Origin of the sequence: Brevibacterium sp. LS14, from assembly GCF_012027885.1 — a bacterium.
Classification (GTDB): Bacteria; Actinomycetota; Actinomycetes; order Actinomycetales; family Brevibacteriaceae; genus Brevibacterium; species Brevibacterium casei.
In genome coordinates, this window is the sequence record NZ_SJXG01000007.1 from 58,716 (window position 1) to 79,033 (window position 20,318).

At 67.8% G+C, this 20,318-nt stretch carries 25 protein-coding genes; 16 read left to right on the forward strand and 9 right to left on the reverse strand.

Features of this window, described 5'->3' with window-relative positions; all coding sequences use genetic code 11:
- Positions 1–55 precede the first annotated feature (55 nt).
- From ehuA to EZE58_RS00295, 4 genes are read right to left on the reverse strand one after another with little or no spacing between them, the layout of a single operon-like run.
- Entirely contained in the window at positions 56–859 is an 804-nt protein-coding gene (gene ehuA, locus EZE58_RS00280) for an ectoine/hydroxyectoine ABC transporter ATP-binding protein EhuA (protein ID WP_095375936.1), read from the reverse strand.
- Complete coding sequence (gene ehuD, locus EZE58_RS00285; RefSeq protein ID WP_063249046.1) at positions 846–1,502, reverse strand: ectoine/hydroxyectoine ABC transporter permease subunit EhuD; 657 nt, start codon at positions 1,500–1,502, stop codon at positions 846–848. The genes ehuA and ehuD overlap by 14 nt, the downstream gene beginning before the upstream one ends.
- On the reverse strand, positions 1,502–2,293 hold the full coding sequence (ehuC, locus tag EZE58_RS00290) for an ectoine/hydroxyectoine ABC transporter permease subunit EhuC (RefSeq protein ID WP_063249045.1): 792 nt from the start codon (positions 2,291–2,293) through the stop codon (positions 1,502–1,504). The genes ehuD and ehuC overlap by 1 nt, the downstream gene beginning before the upstream one ends.
- A 21-nt stretch (positions 2,294–2,314) precedes the next feature.
- A complete protein-coding gene (locus tag EZE58_RS00295; RefSeq protein WP_009378249.1) occupies positions 2,315–3,196 on the reverse strand; it encodes a transporter substrate-binding domain-containing protein in 882 nt (293 codons plus the stop codon).
- 113 nt (positions 3,197–3,309) lie between these two features.
- Between EZE58_RS00295 and EZE58_RS00300 the strand changes: the two genes are divergently transcribed.
- From EZE58_RS00300 to mutM (EZE58_RS00340), 9 genes are all read left to right on the forward strand, one after another.
- On the forward strand, positions 3,310–4,059 hold the full coding sequence (locus EZE58_RS00300) for a GntR family transcriptional regulator (protein WP_167559560.1): 750 nt from the start codon (positions 3,310–3,312) through the stop codon (positions 4,057–4,059).
- A gap of 47 nt (positions 4,060–4,106) precedes the next feature.
- Complete coding sequence (locus EZE58_RS00305; RefSeq protein ID WP_095375932.1) at positions 4,107–4,556, forward strand: hypothetical protein; 450 nt, start codon at positions 4,107–4,109, stop codon at positions 4,554–4,556.
- A gap of 641 nt (positions 4,557–5,197) precedes the next feature.
- The gene (coaD, locus tag EZE58_RS00310; RefSeq protein ID WP_009378261.1) at positions 5,198–5,686 is read left to right on the forward strand and encodes a pantetheine-phosphate adenylyltransferase; all 489 of its coding nucleotides are present in this window, start codon (positions 5,198–5,200) and stop codon (positions 5,684–5,686) included.
- A gap of 3 nt (positions 5,687–5,689) precedes the next feature.
- Entirely contained in the window at positions 5,690–6,877 is a 1,188-nt protein-coding gene (locus tag EZE58_RS00315) for an MFS transporter (protein WP_009378263.1), read from the forward strand.
- A gap of 131 nt (positions 6,878–7,008) precedes the next feature.
- On the forward strand, positions 7,009–7,527 hold the full coding sequence (locus tag EZE58_RS00320; protein WP_009378265.1) for a YceD family protein: 519 nt from the start codon (positions 7,009–7,011) through the stop codon (positions 7,525–7,527).
- Between the two features lie 2 nt (positions 7,528–7,529).
- Positions 7,530–7,733: a 50S ribosomal protein L32 gene (gene rpmF / locus EZE58_RS00325; protein ID WP_063249041.1), complete on the forward strand. Its 204-nt coding sequence runs from the start codon at positions 7,530–7,532 to the stop codon at positions 7,731–7,733.
- Positions 7,734–7,736: 3 nt separating this feature from the next.
- Positions 7,737–8,441, forward strand: coding sequence for a ribonuclease III (rnc, locus tag EZE58_RS00330; protein ID WP_009378269.1), 705 nt, complete (start codon positions 7,737–7,739; stop codon positions 8,439–8,441).
- 22 nt (positions 8,442–8,463) lie between these two features.
- Positions 8,464–9,411 (forward strand): bifunctional DNA-formamidopyrimidine glycosylase/DNA-(apurinic or apyrimidinic site) lyase, encoded by a 948-nt coding sequence (gene mutM / locus EZE58_RS00335; protein ID WP_167559562.1) that lies wholly within the window; start codon positions 8,464–8,466, stop codon positions 9,409–9,411.
- Positions 9,404–10,243 (forward strand): bifunctional DNA-formamidopyrimidine glycosylase/DNA-(apurinic or apyrimidinic site) lyase, encoded by an 840-nt coding sequence (gene mutM / locus EZE58_RS00340; protein ID WP_040341752.1) that lies wholly within the window; start codon positions 9,404–9,406, stop codon positions 10,241–10,243. The genes mutM (EZE58_RS00335) and mutM (EZE58_RS00340) overlap by 8 nt, the downstream gene beginning before the upstream one ends.
- 352 nt (positions 10,244–10,595) lie before the next feature.
- Here mutM (EZE58_RS00340) and EZE58_RS00345 read toward each other — a convergent pair whose 3' ends face one another.
- Positions 10,596–10,985 carry a heavy metal-responsive transcriptional regulator gene (locus EZE58_RS00345; RefSeq protein WP_009378277.1) on the reverse strand — a complete coding sequence of 130 codons (390 nt, stop codon included), beginning with the start codon at positions 10,983–10,985 and terminating at the stop codon, positions 10,596–10,598.
- Positions 10,986–11,088: 103 nt separating this feature from the next.
- Between EZE58_RS00345 and merA the strand changes: the two genes are divergently transcribed.
- From merA to EZE58_RS17285, 6 genes are all read left to right on the forward strand, one after another.
- Positions 11,089–12,510 (forward strand): mercury(II) reductase, encoded by a 1,422-nt coding sequence (gene merA / locus EZE58_RS00350; protein ID WP_009378282.1) that lies wholly within the window; start codon positions 11,089–11,091, stop codon positions 12,508–12,510.
- Between the two features lie 50 nt (positions 12,511–12,560).
- The gene (gene merB, locus EZE58_RS00355; protein ID WP_009378283.1) at positions 12,561–13,229 is read left to right on the forward strand and encodes an organomercurial lyase MerB; all 669 of its coding nucleotides are present in this window, start codon (positions 12,561–12,563) and stop codon (positions 13,227–13,229) included.
- Between the two features lie 28 nt (positions 13,230–13,257).
- Positions 13,258–13,551 (forward strand): hypothetical protein, encoded by a 294-nt coding sequence (locus tag EZE58_RS00360; protein WP_009378284.1) that lies wholly within the window; start codon positions 13,258–13,260, stop codon positions 13,549–13,551.
- A gap of 45 nt (positions 13,552–13,596) precedes the next feature.
- The gene (locus EZE58_RS00365; RefSeq protein WP_009378285.1) at positions 13,597–14,076 is read left to right on the forward strand and encodes a redoxin family protein; all 480 of its coding nucleotides are present in this window, start codon (positions 13,597–13,599) and stop codon (positions 14,074–14,076) included.
- Positions 14,077–14,079: 3 nt separating this feature from the next.
- The gene (locus EZE58_RS00370) at positions 14,080–14,997 is read left to right on the forward strand and encodes a cytochrome c biogenesis protein CcdA (RefSeq protein WP_009378292.1); all 918 of its coding nucleotides are present in this window, start codon (positions 14,080–14,082) and stop codon (positions 14,995–14,997) included.
- A 591-nt stretch (positions 14,998–15,588) separates the two neighbouring features.
- Positions 15,589–15,714 (forward strand): zinc finger domain-containing protein, encoded by a 126-nt coding sequence (locus EZE58_RS17285; RefSeq protein ID WP_223289965.1) that lies wholly within the window; start codon positions 15,589–15,591, stop codon positions 15,712–15,714.
- Between the two features lie 195 nt (positions 15,715–15,909).
- Here EZE58_RS17285 and lspA read toward each other — a convergent pair whose 3' ends face one another.
- The 4 genes from lspA to EZE58_RS00395 are packed head-to-tail and all read right to left on the reverse strand — an operon-like array spanning position 15,910 to position 19,199.
- A complete protein-coding gene (lspA, locus tag EZE58_RS00380; RefSeq protein WP_009378298.1) occupies positions 15,910–16,473 on the reverse strand; it encodes a signal peptidase II in 564 nt (187 codons plus the stop codon).
- Positions 16,470–18,380, reverse strand: a complete 1,911-nt coding sequence (locus tag EZE58_RS00385) for a cation-translocating P-type ATPase (protein WP_171007022.1) — start codon at positions 18,378–18,380, stop codon at positions 16,470–16,472. Before EZE58_RS00385 ends, lspA begins: the two co-directional genes overlap by 4 nt.
- On the reverse strand, positions 18,377–18,736 hold the full coding sequence (locus EZE58_RS00390; RefSeq protein WP_007633539.1) for a metalloregulator ArsR/SmtB family transcription factor: 360 nt from the start codon (positions 18,734–18,736) through the stop codon (positions 18,377–18,379). Before EZE58_RS00390 ends, EZE58_RS00385 begins: the two co-directional genes overlap by 4 nt.
- A 37-nt stretch (positions 18,737–18,773) precedes the next feature.
- Entirely contained in the window at positions 18,774–19,199 is a 426-nt protein-coding gene (locus EZE58_RS00395; RefSeq protein WP_009378303.1) for a MerR family transcriptional regulator, read from the reverse strand.
- Between the two features lie 105 nt (positions 19,200–19,304).
- Between EZE58_RS00395 and EZE58_RS00400 the strand changes: the two genes are divergently transcribed.
- Complete coding sequence (locus EZE58_RS00400) at positions 19,305–20,303, forward strand: bile acid:sodium symporter (RefSeq protein WP_167559564.1); 999 nt, start codon at positions 19,305–19,307, stop codon at positions 20,301–20,303.
- The last annotated feature ends 15 nt before the right edge of the window (positions 20,304–20,318 follow it).

The window sequence follows — 20,318 nt, forward strand, 5'->3', positions numbered from 1 at the left end:
CGCGTCGAAGCACTCAGAGCACCGTCGAAGCGGCTCAGAGCACCGTCGAAGCGGCTCAGAGCACGCTCGAGAGGAACGACCTCGTGCGTTCGTGGCTCGGGTCGTTGAAGATGAGGTCGGGCGGGCCCTCCTCGAGAACGCGGCCGCTGTCGAACATCATCACCCGATCGGAGACCTCGCGCGCGAACTGCATCTCGTGGGTGACGAGGAGCATGGTGATGTCCGTGGTCTCGGCGATGTCGCGCAGCACCGCGAGGACGTCGCCGACGAGTTCGGGGTCGAGGGCCGAGGTGACCTCGTCGAGGAGGAGGATCTCCGGGCTCATCGCCAGCGCCCGGGCGATCGCCACCCGCTGCTGCTGACCGCCGGAGAGCCGGGTCGGGTGCTCGTCGGCCTTCTCGCTCAGCCCGACGCGGTCGAGCAGCGACCGGGCATCTGCGATCGCCTCGTCCTTCGACTTCCCCAGGACGTGGATCGGGGCTTCGATGATGTTCTCGAGCACGGTCATGTTGGGGAAGAGGTTGAACTGCTGGAAGACCATGCCGATGCGCGTCGTCATCTCACGAGTCGTCTTCCTCGGCAGCTCGACGCGCTTGCCGTCCCTCTCCTCGAAGGTCAGCGGCATGCCGTCGATGTAGATGTATCCGCCCGTGAGCTCCTCGAGCGTCATGACGAGCCGAAGGATCGTCGTCTTGCCCGAACCGCTCGGTCCGATGAGGGTGACCCGCTCACCGGGAGCGACGGTGAAGTTGAGGTTCTCGAGCACCGTCGTCTTCCCGAACCGCTTCTCGACGTCCCTGAACTCGATCGCCGGCGCGGTGTCGTTGTGCGGGGACGGGGTGTTCTCAGTAGGTGGCAAGGCGCCGCTCCAATCGTTGGATGAGGAGGGAGGTGGGGTAGCTGGCGGCGAGGAAGATGAGTCCGGCCAGGGTGAACGCCTCCGTGTACGCGAACTTCGACGCCCCGAACTGCTGCGCCGAGGTGACAAGTTCGACGACGGAGAGCGCGAAGAGGAACGGGGTGTCCTTGAACATCGCGACCGCGTAGTTGCCGAGCGAGGGGATCGTCGCCCGCAGCGCCTGCGGGAGGATGACCGCGGTGAAGGTGCGCACCGGGGGCAGGGAGAGGGCGATGGCGGCCTCGCGCTGTCCCGGCGGCACCGCGTCGATGCCGGCACGGTAGCTCTCGGACATGTACGTCGCATAGTGGACGCCGATGACCCCGGAGCCGACGACGAGCGCCGGGATGTCGACGAGCCCTGGGATCTCCGAGAACGCGGTGTAGACGAAGACGAGCTGGACGACGAGCGGGGTGTTGCGGACGAACGCGACGAAGAGCCGGACGACCCAGTTGATCCATCGCGGCAGCCCGCGGATAGCGATGGCGAGGATGAGGCCGAGAATCGCGGCGATGATCGTGCCGACGACTGTGGCGATGAGCGTGTTGACGAAGCCGCGGAGCAGGATCGGCAGCGCCTCGGCGGCGAACTCCCAGTTCCACATCACAGCGGCTGTCCGTATCCGACGTTGCCCGTGGACTGACCGGCGGCCGTGCGCGGGCCGGTCACCTCGGTCGAGCCGACACGGGCATCGCGCCGGGCCCTCCGACGGTCGTTGCGCGAACCGGGACGGCGTCTGCCCAGCCTCTTGACCGCGCGGCGCTCCAGGAGGTTCATGAACTCCTGGATGAGCCAGGCGATGACGAAGTAGATGAGCAGTCCGACGGAGTAGGCGAAGAACGTGTCGTTCGTCGCCATGCGCAGCTGCCCGATCTTGTCCGTGAGGTCGGAGAGCGTGATGAAGGAGACGACGGCAGTGCCCTTGAGCAGCTGGATGAACAGGGTCGCGAGCGAGGGGATCATCAGCGCCCACGCCTGCGGGAAGATCACGCGCAGCATCCGGCGGGCCGGGGAGAGACTGAGCGCGATCGCCGCCTCCCACTGGCCCTTGGGCACGGTCGCGATCGAGGACCGGACCACCTCGGCGGAATAGGCACCGTAGTTGAGGGCCAGCGCACCGATGCCGCACGCCATCGGGTCGAGCTGGAGTCCGAAGAGCGGGAGGACGAACACGAGCCAGAAGAGCTGGACGAGCAGGGACGTGCCGCGGAAGAACTCGACGATGATCCGGGCAGGGATCCGCAGCCACGCGTGCGAGGAGGTCATTGCGAGTCCGAGGACGATCGCGATGACCAGCGCACCTGCGGCACCGGCGAGAGTGAGAATGAGCGTGACCTGGATTCCCTCCCACACCTGTGGGAGGAAACCCTGGAGCGCACTGAGCTTGTCGGTCATGAGTGCGGGAAGCGCTGCGACTCAGGAGTCAGCGGTCGGCAGCTCGCCCTTGCACAGCTGATCGGTCGTGATCGACCCGTCGGGCCGCTCCTCCTTCGTGAAGCCGTAGTCGCCGACGATGTCGAGGTAGGCCTTCTCATCGCCGACGATCTTGTCGAGCTCCTTGTTCCAGGCGTCGCGGAGTTCGGTGTCGTCGGTGCGGAAGACCGTGGCACCGGCGCCGACCTGGGGGACCCCGTCGATCTCCTGGACGAACGACTCGCTCACCGCGACATCGGCGTCAGGCGTGTTCTTCGCCATCCAGTTGAGTGAGATGCCGGTGAGTGCGAAGGCGTCGGCGCGTCCAGTGGTTACGGCGTCCATGCCGTCCTGCGGAGTCCCGACCTTCTGCGAATCGATGCCGAGCGATTCCGCGTAGTCGGATTCGACGGCACCGGTCATGGTCGCGAGTTTGAGGCCCTTCTCCTTGACTTCGTCGAGGTTCTTCATCCCCTCGTTCTCGCCCTTCTTCGTCATCAGGGCAGTGGTGTACATGAACTCGGGGTTGCCGAAGGCCGCCTGCTCACAGCGGTCGGGGAGGATCGACATGCCCGCGGAGATCGCATCGAAGCGCTCGGCGTTGAGCCCGGGGATGAGGGAGCCGAACTCCGTGTTGACGCCTTCGACGTTGTCGACCCCGAGGTTCTTGAAGACCTCCTTGGCGAGCGCGACGCTCGCGCCCTGGAGCTCCCCGCCCTCCTCGAAGCTGTACGGGGCCTCACCGGCGAAGCCGACCGTGATCTTCCCGTCGTCGATGGCCTGCTGCAGGGTGCTCTTGTCTGAGCCTCCTCCGCTGCAGGCACCGAGGGTGAAGGTGAGCGCGAGGATCGAGGTCGCGGCTGCGAGTCCTTTCAGGGATTTCATTGCGGGTCCTTTCGGTGAGCATCGGCGCACTGGGTGACGTGCGTCTCATCGCCCCATTCAATCCTCTTACAGTCGTGATGTCACACTGTCAGACAACGTTATATGCTCGTGACATGAGCGATCCGCACACCTCGGAACTTCCCGTGCTCCGCAGAGTCGTGCGCTCGTCGACGATCGACCTCGTCGCCGAGGAGATCCGTAACGCAATCTACCGGGGCAGTCTGCTTCCCGGGCAGTCGATCAGCGAGGTCCGCACGGCCGAACTCCTCGGAGTCTCCCGGCCCTCGCTGCGTGAGGCGCTGCAGCGGCTCGTCAGCGAGGGCAGCATCAGCCATGCTCCAGGCCGGGGCGCATGGGTCAAGCGGATGGGACCTGACGACATCGACGACGTCTACGCCGTCCGCGAGGCCATCGAGGTCCAGGCAGCGCGCATGATCATCCGGGGCAGACGGTCGACCGTGCTCATCGACGAGGCGCTCAGCGCGCTCGAAAAGGCGATCGAGGACAACACCGCCCGCACCATCGGCGACGCCGACCTCGACTTCCACCATGCGATCGTCGCGTGCTCCGGGTCGCCGCGGCTGCGGGCAATGATGAAGGCCTCGATGGTCCACACGCGGCTCTTGTCGCTGTCCGATCCGGCCGGCTACGAGGTCAGGTGCGACCTCATCGACATCCACCGTCGCCTCGCCGAGGTGATCGCCGCCGGAGACGAGTCCGAGGCGGTGGCGATCATCGGCCGGATCTCCGCCGAGGCGGTCGCCCGCCTCCACAATCCCGCCTCCGAGCCCGACGCCGTCGTCGTCCGCGGGGACGGACGCGAGTCCGGTGTTGACGACCAGTGGGCGAGCTTGCGAGAGTGAGCGACCCTTGTGCGCCGACCGCCGGCGGGCGGCGATACGATCTGGGCATGGATCCTCTCGGGCGCTCGTTCGCCGCGCGCTACTGGGCGCTCGTGCGCGAAGCGGTCGTCACGGTGCTCGTGGCCATGGTCCTCGTCGTCGTCCTCACCGAGTTCTTCGTCCACGTCTACGGGGGAGTGCTCACGTGGTTTGGGCTGATCTTCGCGGCCTCCGCGGCAGCCTCCGCATTCGGGCTCGGCCTCCTCGCCGCCCGCTTGCGGTGGGAGCATTCGCATGTGCTGCGGGTGGCGTGGGTGGCCCTTGTCGGTCTCGTCGCCGCCGTCCTCTCGATCGGCAGCATGATGGTCTTCGCCGCCGCGGGAGGACGGGAGTCGGCGCGGCTCGCAATGATGGTTCAGAGCTTCAGCTCGCTCATCCTCTTCGGGGCCATGGTCGTCGTCGCCGCTGCCTGGCACGGGTGGTCGGCGCTCAAGGAGCAGCGGGGCCACCCGGACTGAACGGCAAGCGGACCGACCGGGTCCTGACCGATTCGAACGCCGCTGGACACCGATATGAATCGGCTCGGAATGCGAAGACGTCATCGGCTGAGAACTCGAACGCCTCGTCACATCGATAAGCGCGCAGCCATGCTTGGCCATCGACGAGGCGAAGATAGAACCCCTTGGGCGTTGCAAACGTCTCGTCGATCGGCTCCGAGGCGATCGTCACGGCCCCGGCCGGCGCGCGCCCGGTGGACTGGACCGAGTCATGCGACTGCGGTTGGGAGAGCCAAGCAAGTCTCAGGTACGGGCCGCTGTCGGGTGGGCAGGGGTGAAGCCCTCGGCTTTCTGCGGTTGAGAAGATCTGGCGCAGGGTGCCTCCGGAAGGAAGCCCGAGGGTCGAGAGGCTGCGCGTGATCACTCTGATGGGTTCGGGGTCACGGCGGTCGAATGCCGGTCCGGCGATGAGCACGCGTGCGTGGTCGTTCAGGCGCACCTCCGCAGAATCGAGTGCGGCAAGCAGTCGCTGCCGGGAGAGTCCGCCGACCATCACTCGGGAGCCAGTGTCGAAACAACTCATGGCTGCACCATAGCTTCAGCCGAGTGCTCGGCAAGCGGACCGACCGGGCCAAGCGTACGGCGCGGGATACGATGAGGCCATGAAGGTCGTCAGTCCCGGATCCTATGACCCGATCACCATGGGTCATCTCGACATCATCGCCCGTGCGGCGAAGCTCTTCGACGAGGTCGTCGTCGCCGTCGTCCACAATCCCTCGAAGTCCGGCCGCTTCGACCCCGAGACCCGGGCCGATCTCATCCGCGCCTCGCTCGCCGCCGACGAACGCACCCGGGATGCCGAGAACATCTCCATCGACGTCGTCCCCGGTGGCCTCCTCGTCGACTACTGCGCCAAGATCGGTGCCCCCGCCGTCGTCAAGGGTCTGCGCTCGGGCACGGACTTCGCCTACGAGCTGCCGATGGCGCTGATGAACAAGCACCTCACCGACCTCGAGACGATCTTCGTCCCCGGCAACCCCGAGTTCGAACACGTCTCCTCCTCCCTCATCAAAGAGGTGCACAGGCACGGCGGCGACATCACGGGCCTCGTGCCCGAGCCCGTGCTCGCGGCGCTGAGCGCCGACACGTAAGGCATGGCCGCGACTCCTTCCTCCTCTCGGGCCTGGTTCACGGGCCTCGTCATCCACACTGTCCTCGCGCACGCGACGTACAACGGTGTGCGCGTCCTCATCTCCTACCGCACCCTCGAACTCGGCGGGACCGGAGTCGTCCTCGGTCTCATGACCGCGTGCTATTCGCTCGTCCCTCTGCTCACCGCGCTCTTCGTCGGCCGCCTCGTCGACCGCGGATACGCGACCGCGGTGCTTTGGGTCGGCACCGTCCTTTCGATCGCGCCCGTCGCGCTCGCCGCCGTCGCGCCCAACCTCGGCGTGCTCCTCGTCGCGACGATGAGTCTCGGTTTCGGGCAGCTGCTCACGACCGTCGCCTCCCAGGCGCTCATCCCGCAGAGCTTCCCGGCTTCCCGGCTGACGGCGAAGTTCGGACACCTCACCCTGGGCGTCTCGATCGGGCAGACGATCGGCCTGCCCCTGGCCGGAATGATCGCCGACGCCACCGGGGGCTCCCCGCACATCGTCGGCGCCCTGTGGTTCATGACGGCTTTCTCGGCGCTCACCCTCATCGCCGCCGTTATCGTCATGCTCCGCGGGCGGACCCCTCACGTCTCCCGCGCCGAGGCGGCCGAAACCGTCCGCACCCCGTGGGCGCTGCTGCGGATCCGGGGGATGAAGCCGGCGATCCTCGCGTCGATGGCGACCCTGGCCGCCGTCGACCTCATGACCGCCTACCTGCCGCTCATCGGGCAGGAGAACGGGCTGAGCGTGACGACGGTGACGTGGCTGCTCGCCCTGCGGACCTTCGCCTCGGTGATCTCGCGGATGATCATCGGGATGCTCGCGAACCGGTGGGGGAGTCTCTCGCTGCTGTGGACCGCCTCGGCGACGGCGGGCGTCTGCGTTATCCTCATCCCGATCCTCACTCAGACGTGGACGCTGGCGATCCTCCTGGCGATCGCGGGCTTCTGCTTCGGGCTCACCCAGCCGCTGACGATGACGTGGGTCTCGACCCTCTCCGATCCGGCGAACCGGGCGGCGGTGCTCTCGATCCGGCTGGCCGGCAACCGGCTGAGCCAGGTCGCGATCCCCTCGCTCGCCTCGGTGCTCACGATCGTCGCGGGCTCCGGCATCGTCTTCACGATCTCCGGGGCGCTGCTCCTCCTCGCCGGAGGGGTGACCTGGCGCAACAGCCACGAGAAGTGGTGAGGGTCAGGGGTGACGAGGAACACCTCGGCGGGGATGAGGCGACGATTGGCAATGGTGGCCCGCGTTGATTAGAATAGTGAGTCGCGTGTGAACGCAGGAGCGGCATCTCATTCGCATACGGAGGAGAGAGCATGAAGAAGCGGTCAGAGTTCGTCTACGATCTCCGATCCATGGGATTGCTCGGTCATCCGGGTGAGTGGGAACGTGTCAATGCCACGGTGCCGGCTCCGGCGGATCTCAAGATCGAAGTGATCGGGGTCGCCGAAGGAACGCCGATGAATCTCGAGCTCATGTTCGAGAGCGTTTCCGAGGGGATCTACGTGACGGGTACGGTCTCGACCGTGGCCCGCGGCGAGGATGCAAGGACTCTCGACGAGATCGAGCTGCCCATAGATGTCGACATCAACGAGATGTACGTCTATGAGCAGGCCGATGGCGACGAGGACTCCTACGTCATCAATCGCGATCAGCTCGACCTCGAACCCGCGATCAGAGACGCTGTCGTGATGGCTCTGCCCTTCAGTCCTTCCCAGGACGGAAGCGAGGAGTTCTCCTACACCCTCGGTGAGGACATCGAGGAGGACGACAGCGAATCCGATTCGCCGTTCTCGCAGCTGAAGAACTTGTTGGATGAGAAGAAAGAGAGCTAGACGTGGCTGTTCCCAAGCGTAAGATGTCGCGCAGCAACACCCGCCACCGTCGTTCGCAGTGGAAGGCTCAGGCTCCGAACCTGGTCAAGACTGTGGAGAACGGTCGCGTTGTGTACTCGCGCCCCCACCAGGCCAAGGTCGTCGAAGACGCAGCCGGCACCCCGCTGTTCCTTGAGTACAAGGGACGCAAGGTCGCTGACGCCTGACCTGTGGACACTGATACCACAGCAGAACTGCAGAAGAGTCTCGGGATCGACATCGATCCCGAGACTCTTCGTCTAGCGCTCACCCACCGCTCCTACGCCTTCGAGGCCGGCGGCATTCCGACGAACGAGCGCCTCGAGTTCCTCGGCGACTCGGTGCTCGGCCTCGTCGCCACGGAGTCGCTCTACTACGACAACCCGGACCTGCCGGAGGGTCAGCTGGCGAAGATGCGCTCGGCCGTCGTCAACACGAGGGCGCTGGCGCAGATCGCCCGCCGTCACGACATCGGTCAGCACATCCTGCTCGGCAAGGGCGAGGAGCTCACCGGCGGCCGGAACAAGGACTCGATCCTCGCCGACACCGTCGAAGCCCTCATCGGCGCCACTTTCGTCTCCTCCGGCCGGGAGGTCGCGTTCGCGTTCGTCCACCGTCTCATCGACGGAATGCTCGCCGACGCCGTCAACCTCGGCGCCGGCATGGACTACAAGACGACGCTCCAGGAGGCCGCCGCCGACCTCGGACTCGGCCCCGTGAGCTACGAGATCACCTCGACCGGCCCCGACCACGCAATGATCTTCACCGCCACCGCCCGCCTCGGCGACAACGGCTGGGGTTCGGGAGACGGATCGTCGAAGAAGTCCGCCGAGGCGGCCGCCGCCGAGGTCGCCGTCAAGGCCATCCGGACGCTCTACCCCGACTACCAGCGCTGACGCGCAGGTCGGACCCGGCACCGTGCCCGAACTCCCCGAGGTCGAAAGCGTCCGCCGCGGCGTCGACGAATGGACCGCGGGTGCCCGGGTCACCGCCGCCGAGGTGGTCGACCCCCGCATCCTCGGGACCACCTCGGCGCGTCGCATCGACGAGGCCACCGCCGCCGCGTTCGCCGAACGCGTGACCGGGGCGTCCATTACCGGGGCAGAGCGACGCGGTAAGTTCATGTGGCTCACCCTCGACGGGGATGCCGGGCTGCTCATCCACCTCGGCATGAGCGGTCAGCTGCGCGTCCACCTCGCCGCCGATGAGACGCACCGGCACACGCGTGCCGTGCTCCGCCTCGAACGCGGTGAGGAACGCTATGACCTGAGGTTCGTCGACCAGCGGATCTTCGGCCATCTCAGCGTGCAGGGCCTCGTCGCCTCCCACGGTCGGCTCGTGCCCGCCTCGGCGATCCACATCGCACCCGACCCACTCGAGGACGCCTTCGACATCGACGCCACGGTCGATGCGCTCGCGCGCAAGCGCACACCGATCAAGGCGGCCCTGCTCGACCAGACGCTCGTCAGCGGGATCGGCAACATCTACGCCGACGAAGCGCTCTTCCGGGCCGGTGTCCATCCGCTCGCGCTGCCGGCAAGGACACGACGCTCCCGCCTGGCCGCCGTCCTCGAATCGGCGACGACCGTCATGGGCGATGCCCTGGCCGTGGGCGGGACGAGCTTCGACTCGCTCTATGTCAACGTCAACGGGGAGTCCGGCCGCTTCGACATTGACGTAGAGCGGGTCGAAGCAAGTCGCAGACACAAAGGTCGCGATTGGCTGTGCCGGGCACCGGTCGGGCGTAGACCACCTATACCGCAGTCTGACCAGGCACGGGGCAAGCAATTCGACGGTCCTACCTGTTCAGTAGCGCACCGCCGTAACTCCGGGTCCCGGATCATGCGAGGTGCTACCCGTGCCTGAACTTCCTGAGGTCGAGGTCGTGCGCCGGGGACTCGACGAACATGTCCGCGGACGGGCGATCGCCTCGGCTGTTGTCCGGCATCCTCGTTCGGCGCGCCGTCATGTGGGTGGCCCGAATGATCTGGCTGCGCGGTTGGTCGGTGCGACGATCACGGGGACCGCCCGCCGCGGCAAGTACCTGTGGCTGATCTTGGACGGCGACGACGCGCTGCTCGCGCACCTGGGGATGAGCGGGCAGATGCTCATCACGTCCCCCGATGCTGCAGTCGGTGCGCACGAGCGCGCGCGGTTCACCTTCACCGACGGCGGCCACGATCTGCGGTTCGATGACCAGCGCACGTTCGGGCATCTGATGTACGACGAGGGCGGAGCAGTGCTCCCGTCGCCGATCGCCCATATCGCGAGGGATCCCTTCGATCCGCTGTTCGACCAGCCGGGGGTAGTTGCGGTGATCAAGAGTAAGCGCACGGGCATAAAGCGCGTACTGCTGGATCAGACGGTGGTGTCAGGCATCGGGAACATCTATGCCGACGAGGCGCTGTGGGCTGCCAAGGTGCACGGGGAGACACCGGCAGCGTCGTTGAGCAGGTCCAGGATCTCGGCGGTAATCGAGGCTGCGCGAGACGTCATGACGGCTGCACTCGCCCAGGGCGGCACCTCGTTCGATTCTCACTATGTCGACGTGGCCGGCAGCAGCGGGTATTTTGCCCGCAGCCTGAACGCCTACGGTCGTGCCGGCCGGCCCTGCAGGCGCTGCGGGACGCCGATCGTGCGGGAGAAGTTGATGAACGGGTCGAGCTATTCTTGCCCGCTCTGCCAGCGGAAACGCTAGTCGAGAGGTCGTCTCTCGAGTTGCAGGCGGACCGCGGTCGCAGTGGGGTTCGGCTCGATCCGCTGTACATAGATATATAGCGAGTCTCATCGCCGTGGATGGTGGACCGCGGTCAGCTCTGCTAGCTCGGCGAGTCCCGAGTGAACAGATCCGGCCCTTCTGAACCGGTCTGTCCTCGTGTCCTGACGTGGTGCTCGCCAATCGACCAAACCGAGATGTCGATGCCAGAACGGCTCCTCTGGCCATCGTCCCTGCCGCCATCCCTGAAGGGGGCAGCATCGTTGCGCCACTGCGCATCGTCGTGCGCCCTGGAACAGCGGTCTGTCGGATTCGCCGGTCGCGGCTCTCTTGTCTATACGTACCGGCAGACCTGGTCCGCGCTGCAGGTCTCGGGCTCGGGGTGCGCCGCGTCGTCCCGGAGGTTGGCGATGGTGTCGCGCAAGGCGGTGAGCTGGGCGATCTGCTGCTCGATGTCGCGCAGGCGCGCGTCGAGCAGGTCTCGGACGTGGGCGCACGGGGCGTGGCCGGCGTCGCGGATGTCCACAATCTGGCGGATCTGGGCGAGCGTGAGGCCGGCAGCCTGGCCGCGGTGGACGAAGTCGACGCGCGCGATTGCGTCCGGCGGGTAGTCGCGGTACCCCGACGACGTCCTGTCGGGCGGGGGGAGCAGCCCCTGCTCTTCGTAGAACCTCAGCGTCTTCGCCGTGGTGCCGGCCGCCTCGGCGAATTCCCCGATCCTCATGGCCTCCTCCATCCGTGTCGCGGCCGCGCTTGACCTTCCCCTGTACTGGAAGGTCCAGTATGGCTGAGACGGAGCAGAAATCCAAGGACTGACAGGAGCAGCGATGCCTACCAAGTACGACCTCGCCATCATCGGATCCGGAGGCGGCGCGTTCGCCGCCGCCATCCGCGCGACCACGCTCGGCAAGTCGGTGGCGATGATCGAGCGCGGGACCTTCGGCGGCACGTGCGTGAACACCGGCTGCGTGCCGTCGAAGGCGCTCATCGCCGCCGCTGATGCCCGGCATGTTGCCGTAGACGCCTCGCAGCGGTTCCCCGGCATCGCCACGGCCGCGGGACCGGTGGACATGCCGACGCTGATTGGCGGGAAGCAGGACCTCGTCGAGGGCTTGCGGGGTGAGAAGTACGTGGACGTCGCCAAGTCGTACGGCTGGCACGTACGGCAGGGCGAAGCCGCGTTCGCCGGCACCCCTGAAGCTCCGGTCCTCGAGGTCAGGTCTGCCGAGGGCGCTGTCGAGACGATCGAGGCCGCCCAGTACCTGGTCGCCACAGGCTCACATCCCTGGGCCCCGCCGATCGACGGGCTGGAGGAGGCCGGGTACCTGACCTCCACGACGGCGATGGAGCTGACCGAGGTCCCCGAGTCGCTGCTGGTGCTCGGCGGCGGATACGTGGCGCTGGAGCAGGCCCAGCTGTTCGCCCGCCTCGGATCGAATGTCACCCTCCTGGTGCGCTCCCGGCTGGCCTCGAAGGAGGAGCCGGAGGTGTCCAAGGCGCTGGCCGAGGTCTTCGCCGACGAGGGCATCCGGGTGGTCCGCCGAGCGGTCCCGACCAGCGTCGCTCGCAGCGCCGACGGGAAGGTCATCGTGGCCGCCGACGTGTCCGGCGGTTCGCAGGAGTTCCGCGCCGACCAGCTCCTGGTCGCGCTCGGCCGCCGGCCCGTGACCGATGCCTTGAACCCTGAGGCGGTGGAGGTCAAGACCGGCGAATCCGGGCAGATCGTGGTCTCCGACCAGCTGCAGTCCTCGAACCCCCGGATCTGGGCCGCCGGCGACGTGACCGGGCACCCCGAATTCGTCTACGTCGCCGCCCACCACGGCACTCTGGTCGCCGAGAACGCCTTCGCCGACGCCGAGAGGTCGGTGGACTATGCCCGGTTGCCGCGTGTGACGTTCACCGGGCCTGCCATCGGCGCGGTCGGCATGACCGAGAAGCAGGTCCTCGACGCAGGCATCCGCTGCGACTGCCGGGTGCTGCCGCTGGAGTACGTGCCCCGCGCGCTGGTGAACCGGGACACCCGCGGGTTCATCAAGATGGTCGCCGACGCGGACACCGGAGAGATCCTCGGCCTCACCGCCGTTGCCAAGGACGCCGGAGAGCTCGCCGCTGCCGGAGTCCACGTGCTCGGCAAGAGCGTCGCGGAGGTCGCCGACGCCTGGGCCCCGTACCTGACCATGGCCGAGGGCATCCGGATCGCCGCCAAGGCCTTCACCGCCGACGTCTCGAAGCTGTCCTGCTGCGCCTGACCCGACCCGGAAGCAGCACCTGCCCGAACTCAGAAATGGAGGAAACCGAAATGTCCGACCTCAGCACGCAACTGCCCGATCGGCTCAACAGGCCCGAGGAGACCGGCCTCGACCCCGGCCTGCTGGTCCCGCTGCTGCGGCTGCTCGTCGACGGCGACCCCGTCACGATCGAGCAGCTCGCCACCGCCGCCGGCCGCACCCCTGAGCAGGCCTGCAACGGACTGGCCGCCGTGCCCGACACTGAGTACGACGACCAGGGCCGCATCGTCGGCCAGGGCCTCACCCTGCGCCCGACCCCGCACCGATTCGCCGTGGCCGATCAGGAGCTCTACACCTGGTGCGCCTTGGACACCCTGGTCTTCCCTGGCCTCCTCGACCGGGCGGCCCGCGTGGAGTCTGTCTCCCCGGCCAGCGGCGAGAGGATCGTCGTCGCCGTCAACGTCGACCCTGCCACCGGCGTCACCCGCGTCGAACCCGCGAGCGCCGTCGTGTCCCTGGTGAACCCGGAGCAGATCACCTCGATCCGCTCCTCGTTCTGCGACCAGGTGCACTACTTTACATCTGCAGACGACGCCGCCGGATGGCTCGCTGAGCACCCAGGGGCTCAAGCGGTGCCGGTGATCGAAGCCCATCGGATCGGCATCGAACTCGCTTCCCACCTGCTCGACCGGCTCCGGGCCGACGCCCAGACTGCCGACCGCTGCCACCGCTGCTGCTAGCCGGGCCCCGAATGAAACGAGAACACCGATGACGACCAGACGCGACGACCGACCCGGCGGCGGCCTGGTGCTCGGGGCAGGGGTCGTGCTCCTCATGGCACTGTGCTGCGGTCTGCCGCTGCTCATCGCCGGCGGCGTGCTCGCCGGCCTCGGCGGGATCCTCGCCAACCCCTGTGTGGTAGGCACCGGCATGGCGCTCGTGGTGCTCGTCGTACTCGCCGCCGCCCACCGCCGGACCCGCAGCGACCGCACCGGCCACGACTGCTGCCCGACCATTGATTCCGATCATGCCACCGACACGAAGGAAGACCAGAACCTATGACCACCCCCCCTCACCCGCCGCGCGGCGCTCTCGTTCGCAGGCCTCATGGTCGCAGGACCGCTGGTCCTGACCGCCTGCGGCAAATCTGACGACGCCGCGCCCACAGCCGATGTCGGCTCGCCCGCGGCCGTGACCAGCATCGACGGCAGGCAGGTCAGCCTGCCCGCCGCGGGGAAGCCCACCGCGGTGTTCTTCTTCTCTGTCGGCTGCGGCGAATGCGTCGGCGGGGTCCGATCCCTCGGCGAGGCCGCCGCCAGCGCGGAAGCGAACGGCACCGGTGCCGGATTCCTCGCCGTCGACATGGATCCGCGCGAAACCAAGGAGACTATCGAAGGCTTCATGAAATACGTCGAGGCTGAACGCGTCCCCGCCGCCATCGACCAGGGCGCAACCCTGTCCCAGCGATTCGACGTCGCCGCGCTATCCACGCTCATCATCGTCGATTCCGACGGCCGGGTGACTTTCCGCGCCACCGACCCCGACGCTGAGACGATCATCGGCGAGCTCGAAAAGGCCGGGGCCTGAGCCATGGGTGGACTCCTTGCCCTCGCCTTCGCTGCCGGAATGATCGCCCCGGTCAACCCCTGCGGTCTTGCACTGCTTCCGGCATGGATCACCCACGCGCTGGGCGACGCCGCATCCTCCCCGGCCCCGGTGCGCCTCCTGCGATCGCTGCGGGCAGGCCTCGCCGTGACAATCGGGTTCGCAGGCACGCTGGCGCTGGCGGGTATCGCTGTGAGTGCCGGAGCGCGGAGCCTGATCCAGGCCGCTCCAGCACTGGGGCTCGCCGTCGGCGTCGTGCTCGTCCTGTTCGGCGCGGCGATGCTGGCCGGTCGCTCGTTCTCGCTCCGGCTGCCCGGCATCCCCAGCCGGGTCACGGCGCGTCCGCCGAGCACCGCACGCATGGTCGTCTTCGGGGTCGGCTACGCCGCGGCGTCGCTGTCGTGCACCTTCGGAGTGTTCCTCGCCGTCGTCGCGCAGGCGCAGGCCACAGCCAGCTTCGCCGGCCTGCTCCTCGTCTTCGCCGTCTACGCCGCGGGATCCGCGAGCGTCCTGCTGCTCGTCGCCGTCACCGCTGCCGCTGCCGGTACGGCGCTCTCGCGACGCATTGCCTCACTGGCACGCTATGGCCCCAGGGTCACCGCCGCCGTGCTCATCCTCACCGGGGCCTACCTGGCCTGGTACTGGTACCCGGCCGTCACCGGTGACGCTTCAGCGTTCGGCCGCACCAATGCCGTCGCCGCGGTCGCAACTTCGGTGTCTGACTGGGTCCAGGGGCACGTCGGCGTCGTGACCGGAGTGTCCGTCGCGGCCGTGTTCGTCGCGCTGCTGCTCGGAACCCTCGCCGGACGCCGTCCTATGTCCATCTGGAAGGCCAATGGAGACTGCTGCGACGCCGAGCAAGCGCACTCTGCCGACGACCGGCCGAGCGCGACGACGGAGTGAGCACGACTCTGCCGGAATCTGAGGACGATTGACTCGACGTCGTAACTACCGCCGAGCGCCAAAACTACAGCGCCAAGATCATCTGGCGGCGAATATGGCGGGGAAGACTTCCGGCCCGTACCGAGAAGGTGAGTGGACGCGACGGACGCCCGCTCATCAGGACAATGATCCGAGTCTCGGTCTTGGACTAGGCGCTCGGCTCGGTCGTGCACGACGTGCACGTCCAGAAGATCGGCAAAGCTGCGCTGCGGCTGACGCGCGAACAGGCGAGGACATCACCCGGATCTTCGCTGACCACCTGCTCGAATGTGATGGCAAACGAAAATGAGGTGTCGAAGCTGGGTCTTCGCAGCAGGGATGTAATGTCCATCCGTCGATGGCAGAGGTTTCCTGGACCGTAGATCGCTTGTGGCCGGCTCTTTCCTCGACTGCGCCCGTTCCTCTCAGGCTGAAGTCCTGAGGCTCCGTTCTCGTAACATAGGCACTGTACGTCACCACGCCCGCCGGCGTGAATCCGCCGGTGAACAGTTCAGACCCCTTCGTCACACCTCCCGTAATTCATTGCTCCTATTGTGTGACGCAGGCTACGGGGTGCACCTTCTGGCTGGCTATGGGATCGCTCGACACCCGTGCGAGCGCTGCGGAACGCAGATAGTACGGAAGAAGATCATGAACCGATCGAGCCACCTCTGCCCGGTTTGCCAGCTGGAACGATAGAGGCCCTGCTTCACGCGATGAGTGTTGCTTCGACGCGCCTTGATCAATGCACGTAGGCCCCAGCATCGATCGAATACGCCCCGCCGGATGCAAGAACTCGGTGAAGTAGAACTGAACCGGACTCCGAAGACCGAGGTCGCACTTTCGTGACGAAACATCTCCTGTGGGTGGCGATGTTCAGCTGTTCCAGTTTCATCACGGCTGGGCATTTCGTACGCGATGATTTTCGCCCGGCCTCGGCGAGGCGAGGTTCAGGCAGACCAGGCCGACACCGGCGACCACGAAGACGTCCGCGATGTTCCCGACGAAGAGGCTCCCGTAGGCGAGGAAGTCCGTGACGTGCCCTTGACCGATCGCGGGCGGGTTACCGAGCCGGTCGACGAGGTTGCCGACCGCACCGCCGAGGACCATGCCCAGGGCAAGGCCCCACCGCAAGCCCCGAAGCCGCGCGGCGAACACGACCACCGCCACCGAAGCGAGGACGCCGACGGCCGTGAAGATCCACGTCGATCCCGCGCCGAGCGAGAACGCGGCCCCGGGGTTGTAGACCAGGGACAGGCCGAACAAGTCGCCGAGCAGCGGGACCCGTTCGCCCGGCGTCAGCCGCGCGGCCGCGAGGGCCTTCGTCCCCTGGTCCAGAGCGAGGCCGAGCGCGCCGACGGCGAGAGCTGCGCCGACCGCCCGCCGGGTGGGAGGAGGCGGGGCCTTCTCGTCCGCGACGCCGGCGTCAGCCGTCTCGACGGCATCCGGCACGTTCACGAGGCGGTCTTCCTCGTCCTGGCGGCGCGGAGCCCGTTGAGGATCACTATCACCTCGGCGATCTCGTGCACCAGCACCACCGCTGCGAGGCCGAGCACGCCGAACAGCGCCAGCGGCAGCAGCGCGGTGATGATCAGCAGGGACAGGATGATGTTCTGGTTGATGATGTGCCTGCCGCGGCGGGCGTGGTCGAACGCGCGCGGGAGGAGTCGCAGGTCGTGGCCGGTGAAGGCGACGTCGGCGGACTCGATCGCGGCGTCGGAGCCGGTCGCGCCCATCGCGATGCCGATGTCCGCGGCGGCCAGGGCGGGGGCGTCGTTGATGCCGTCGCCGATCATCGCGACCGAGCCGTGCCTGCCCAGCTCGCTGATCGCGGCGGCCTTGTCCTCGGGACGCAGCTCGGCGCGGACGTCCTCGATCCCGGCCTGCGCGGCCAGCGCCCGGGCGGTGCGGGCGTTGTCGCCGGTGAGCATCGTCACCCCGACGCCCTGGGCGGCGAGGGTGCGGACCACCTCGGGGACCTCGGGGCGCAGCTCGTCGCGGACCCCGATCGCGGCGACCGGGACGTCGTCGCGGTGCACGATCACGACGGTCATGCCCTGCTCCTCCAAGCCCGCGACCTGGTCCTTGAGCGTCCCGGCGTCCAGCCAGCGGGGGCTGCCGACGGTGACCCGGGCCCCGTCGAGGGTGCCCTCGATGCCGTGCCCGGCCTGCTCGGTCACGTCCAGGGCGGCGGGGGCTCCGGGCGAGGCGGCGGTGATCGCGGCGGCCAGCGGGTGGGTGCTGTGCTGCTCCAGGGACGCCGCCCACGCCAATGCCCGCGCCTCGTCCACTCCGTCGGCGGTGAGGACGGCGGTAACGGCGGGCTCGTTGCGGGTGAGGGTGCCGGTCTTGTCGACGGCGACGTGGCGGATCACGCCGAACCGCTCGAACACGGCACCGGATTTGATGATCACGCCGAATCTGCTCGCCGAGCCGATCGCGGCGACGACGGTCAGCGGGACGGAGATCGCCAGCGCGCACGGCGACGCGGCGACGAGCACCACGAGGGCGCGGGTGATCCACAGCTCCGGGTCGCCCAGCAGCGAGCCGATGACCGCGACGAGAGCGGCGAGGATCAGCACGCCAGGCACGAGCGGCCGGGCGATGCGGTCGGCCAGGCGGGCACGGTCCCCCTTCTCGGCCTGCGCCTGCTCCACCAGCTCCACGATCGTGGTCAGCGAGTTGTCGGTACCCGCCGCGGTCGTCTCGACCTCCAGGGCACCGGCAGTGTTGATCGCCCCGGCCGACACCGCGTCGCCGGGCTCGACCTCCACCGGGATCGACTCCCCGGTGATCGCCGAGGTGTCCAGGCTCGACCGGCCCGTGCGGACGATCCCGTCGGTCGCGATCCGCTCACCCGGACGCACGAGCATCAGCTGACCAACGGCCAGATCCTTCGCGGCGACCTCCACGGACGCGCCATCCCGCCGGATGGTCGCGGTCTCCGGGACCAGCTTGAGCAGCGCCCGCAACCCGCCGCGGGCGCGGTCCATCGCCTTGTCCTCCAGCGCCTCGGCGATCGAGTACAAGAACGCCAGCGCCGCGGCCTCCTCGACGTAGCCGAGGATGACCGCGCCCACCGCGCTGATCGTCATCAGCAGCCCGATGCCCAGCTTGCCCTTGAACAGCTTGCGGACCGCGCCCGGGGTGAACGTCGACGCACCCAGCAGCAGGCCGATCCAGAACGCCACCAGCGACGGGATCTCCGCCCCCGTCCATTCCAGGACCAGGCCCGTGCCGAAGGCGACGCCGGAGAGCACCGGGACCATGATCCCGCGGTCACGCCACCACGGGCGCTCCCGCTCCTCCTCGGCCTCCTCGCCGACCCGGGTCTCCGGCTCGTCGCACCCGCACGCCGCGCTCACGCGCCCGCTCCAGTCCCGCAGCAGCCCGGCACCGTGCACTCGGCGTCCACGCACGGCGCGTGCTCGTCCACGGCCAGCGTCACGTCCACCAGCGCCGTGAGCGCCGCCGCGAGGTGCGGGTCGGCGATCTCGTAGCGCGTCTGCCGCCCCTCGGGCTCGGCGACCACGATCCCGCAGTCACGAAGACAGGTCAGGTGGTTCGACACGTTCGAGCGCGTCAGCTCCAGCTCGCGCGAGAGCACGGCCGGGTAGCTCGGCCCGTCCAACAGGGTCATCAGGATCCGGGAGCGCGTCGGGTCCGCCATGGCCCGGCCCAGCCGGTTCATGACGTCGAGGCGAGAAGCAATAGTCAGCATGCACTGAACTATACAGCAATGGCTGACCTATTGGCTATTACTGATGGGGCACCGGCGCGGTCCGTGCGAAGGCCCGGAACGCGCACTCGGACCGGCACTGCTCGTCGCTGTCCGGGCAGTCGTCGACGTGGGCCTGCGCCGCGCTCAGTTGTTCCTGGAGTACGGTCAGGATGCTGATCTGCCGTTCGACGGCGGCGATCTGCTCGGCCAGCAGCGGCTGCAGCGCGACCTTGACGCCGGTGCAGGTGCCCGTGTCGGCGAGCTCCAAGAGGCGGCGGATCTCGGGCAGTTCGAGTCCGAGCCGCTTGGCTGAAGCGATGAAGTCGAGCCGCTCGAGGTGGCCCTCGTCGAAGTCCCGGTATCCGTTCGGGCTCCGGCGCGCCGCGAGGAAGCCGAGGCGCTCGTAGTAGCGCAGCGTGCTCGCCGGCACTCCGCTGCGCTCGGCGACCTCGGAGATCTTCATGCTTCGAGCCTATGCTTCGCTAGCTTGACCTTCAACCCGGGTTCAAGGTCTAACGTTTTTCTGTAGGCGGGATTGCCCGCCCTTGCACGTGATGAGGGAGAACAGATGCAGATGAGCGTGGAATGGATGGAGCGGCACCAGGTCGCGCTCTATGTCGCGGGGCTGGCGATCGGGGCCGTCGTCGGGCTGGCCTGGCCCGTGGTCGCCTACCCGGCCGAGCTGGCGATCCACCCAGTGCTCGCGCTGCTGCTCTACGCCACGTTCCTCGGCATCCCGTTCGGCAGAATCGGGCACGCCTTCCGCGACTGGCGCTTCCTCGCCGCGATCCTCGTCGTGAACTTCGTGCTGGTGCCCGCCGTCGTCTGGCTGCTGTCGGGGATCGTGGCCCACGACAAGGTGCTCCTCGTCGGCGTGCTGTTCGTGCTGCTGACCCCGTGCATCGACTATGTGATCGTCTTCGCCGGGCTTGCCGGCGGCGACGAGGAGAAGCTCTTGGCAGCCGCCCCGCTGCTGATGCTCACCCAAATGCTCCTGCTGCCGCTGTACCTATGGCTGTTCGTCGGAGCGGAGTTCGTGGGGTCCGTGGAGTTCGCGCCGTTCGTCGAGGCCTTCGTGCTCATCATCGCCCTGCCCCTCGTGGGCGCGGCGCTGACCCAGCTGTCCGCGGCCAGATCGCGCGCCGCGCGCAGGGTCGAACAGGCGGTCATGGGCGCGATGGTGCCGCTCATGGTCGCCACGCTCGCGGTCGTCGTCGCCTCGCAGATCGCTGGCGTGAGCGCGCGGCTCGGCTCTCTGCTCCTCGCGGTGCCGGTCTACGTCCTCTTCGCCGCCGTGATGGTGCCGGTCGGGATGCTGGCGGGCAGAGTCGCGGGCCTCGACGTGCCGGGCAGACGGGCGATCGTGTTCAGCGGCGCGACCCGGAACTCACTCGTCGTGCTGCCGCTGGTGCTCGCGCTGCCCGCGGCGTTCGACCTCGCGCCCCTCGTGGTCGTCACGCAGACCCTGGTCGAGCTGGTCGTCATGGTGGTTTTCGTGCGACTGATCCCGTGGATCATCCGCGTGGCTCACGATCCTGAGATAGGACCGGCGAAGTCCGTGTCGTAGAAGCCTCGTGCAACG

Excerpts from the sequence above, each read along its gene's own strand:
- ehuD (WP_063249046.1), bottom strand. The coding sequence starts at position 1,502 with ATGTGGAACTGGGAGTTCGCCGCCGAGGCGCTGCCGATCCTGCTCCGC.
- ehuC (WP_063249045.1), bottom strand. The coding sequence starts at position 2,293 with ATGACCGACAAGCTCAGTGCGCTCCAGGGTTTCCTCCCACAGGTGTGG.
- EZE58_RS00295 (WP_009378249.1), bottom strand. The coding sequence starts at position 3,196 with ATGAAATCCCTGAAAGGACTCGCAGCCGCGACCTCGATCCTCGCGCTC.
- EZE58_RS00300 (WP_167559560.1), top strand. The coding sequence starts at position 3,310 with ATGAGCGATCCGCACACCTCGGAACTTCCCGTGCTCCGCAGAGTCGTG.
- EZE58_RS00305 (WP_095375932.1), top strand. The coding sequence starts at position 4,107 with ATGGATCCTCTCGGGCGCTCGTTCGCCGCGCGCTACTGGGCGCTCGTG.
- coaD (WP_009378261.1), top strand. The coding sequence starts at position 5,198 with ATGAAGGTCGTCAGTCCCGGATCCTATGACCCGATCACCATGGGTCAT.
- EZE58_RS00315 (WP_009378263.1), top strand. The coding sequence starts at position 5,690 with ATGGCCGCGACTCCTTCCTCCTCTCGGGCCTGGTTCACGGGCCTCGTC.
- EZE58_RS00320 (WP_009378265.1), top strand. The coding sequence starts at position 7,009 with ATGAAGAAGCGGTCAGAGTTCGTCTACGATCTCCGATCCATGGGATTG.
- EZE58_RS00345 (WP_009378277.1), bottom strand. The coding sequence starts at position 10,985 with ATGAGGATCGGGGAATTCGCCGAGGCGGCCGGCACCACGGCGAAGACG.
- merA (WP_009378282.1), top strand. The coding sequence starts at position 11,089 with ATGCCTACCAAGTACGACCTCGCCATCATCGGATCCGGAGGCGGCGCG.
- merB (WP_009378283.1), top strand. The coding sequence starts at position 12,561 with ATGTCCGACCTCAGCACGCAACTGCCCGATCGGCTCAACAGGCCCGAG.
- EZE58_RS00360 (WP_009378284.1), top strand. The coding sequence starts at position 13,258 with ATGACGACCAGACGCGACGACCGACCCGGCGGCGGCCTGGTGCTCGGG.
- EZE58_RS00365 (WP_009378285.1), top strand. The coding sequence starts at position 13,597 with ATGGTCGCAGGACCGCTGGTCCTGACCGCCTGCGGCAAATCTGACGAC.
- EZE58_RS00370 (WP_009378292.1), top strand. The coding sequence starts at position 14,080 with ATGGGTGGACTCCTTGCCCTCGCCTTCGCTGCCGGAATGATCGCCCCG.
- EZE58_RS00390 (WP_007633539.1), bottom strand. The coding sequence starts at position 18,736 with ATGCTGACTATTGCTTCTCGCCTCGACGTCATGAACCGGCTGGGCCGG.
- EZE58_RS00395 (WP_009378303.1), bottom strand. The coding sequence starts at position 19,199 with ATGAAGATCTCCGAGGTCGCCGAGCGCAGCGGAGTGCCGGCGAGCACG.
- EZE58_RS00400 (WP_167559564.1), top strand. The coding sequence starts at position 19,305 with ATGCAGATGAGCGTGGAATGGATGGAGCGGCACCAGGTCGCGCTCTAT.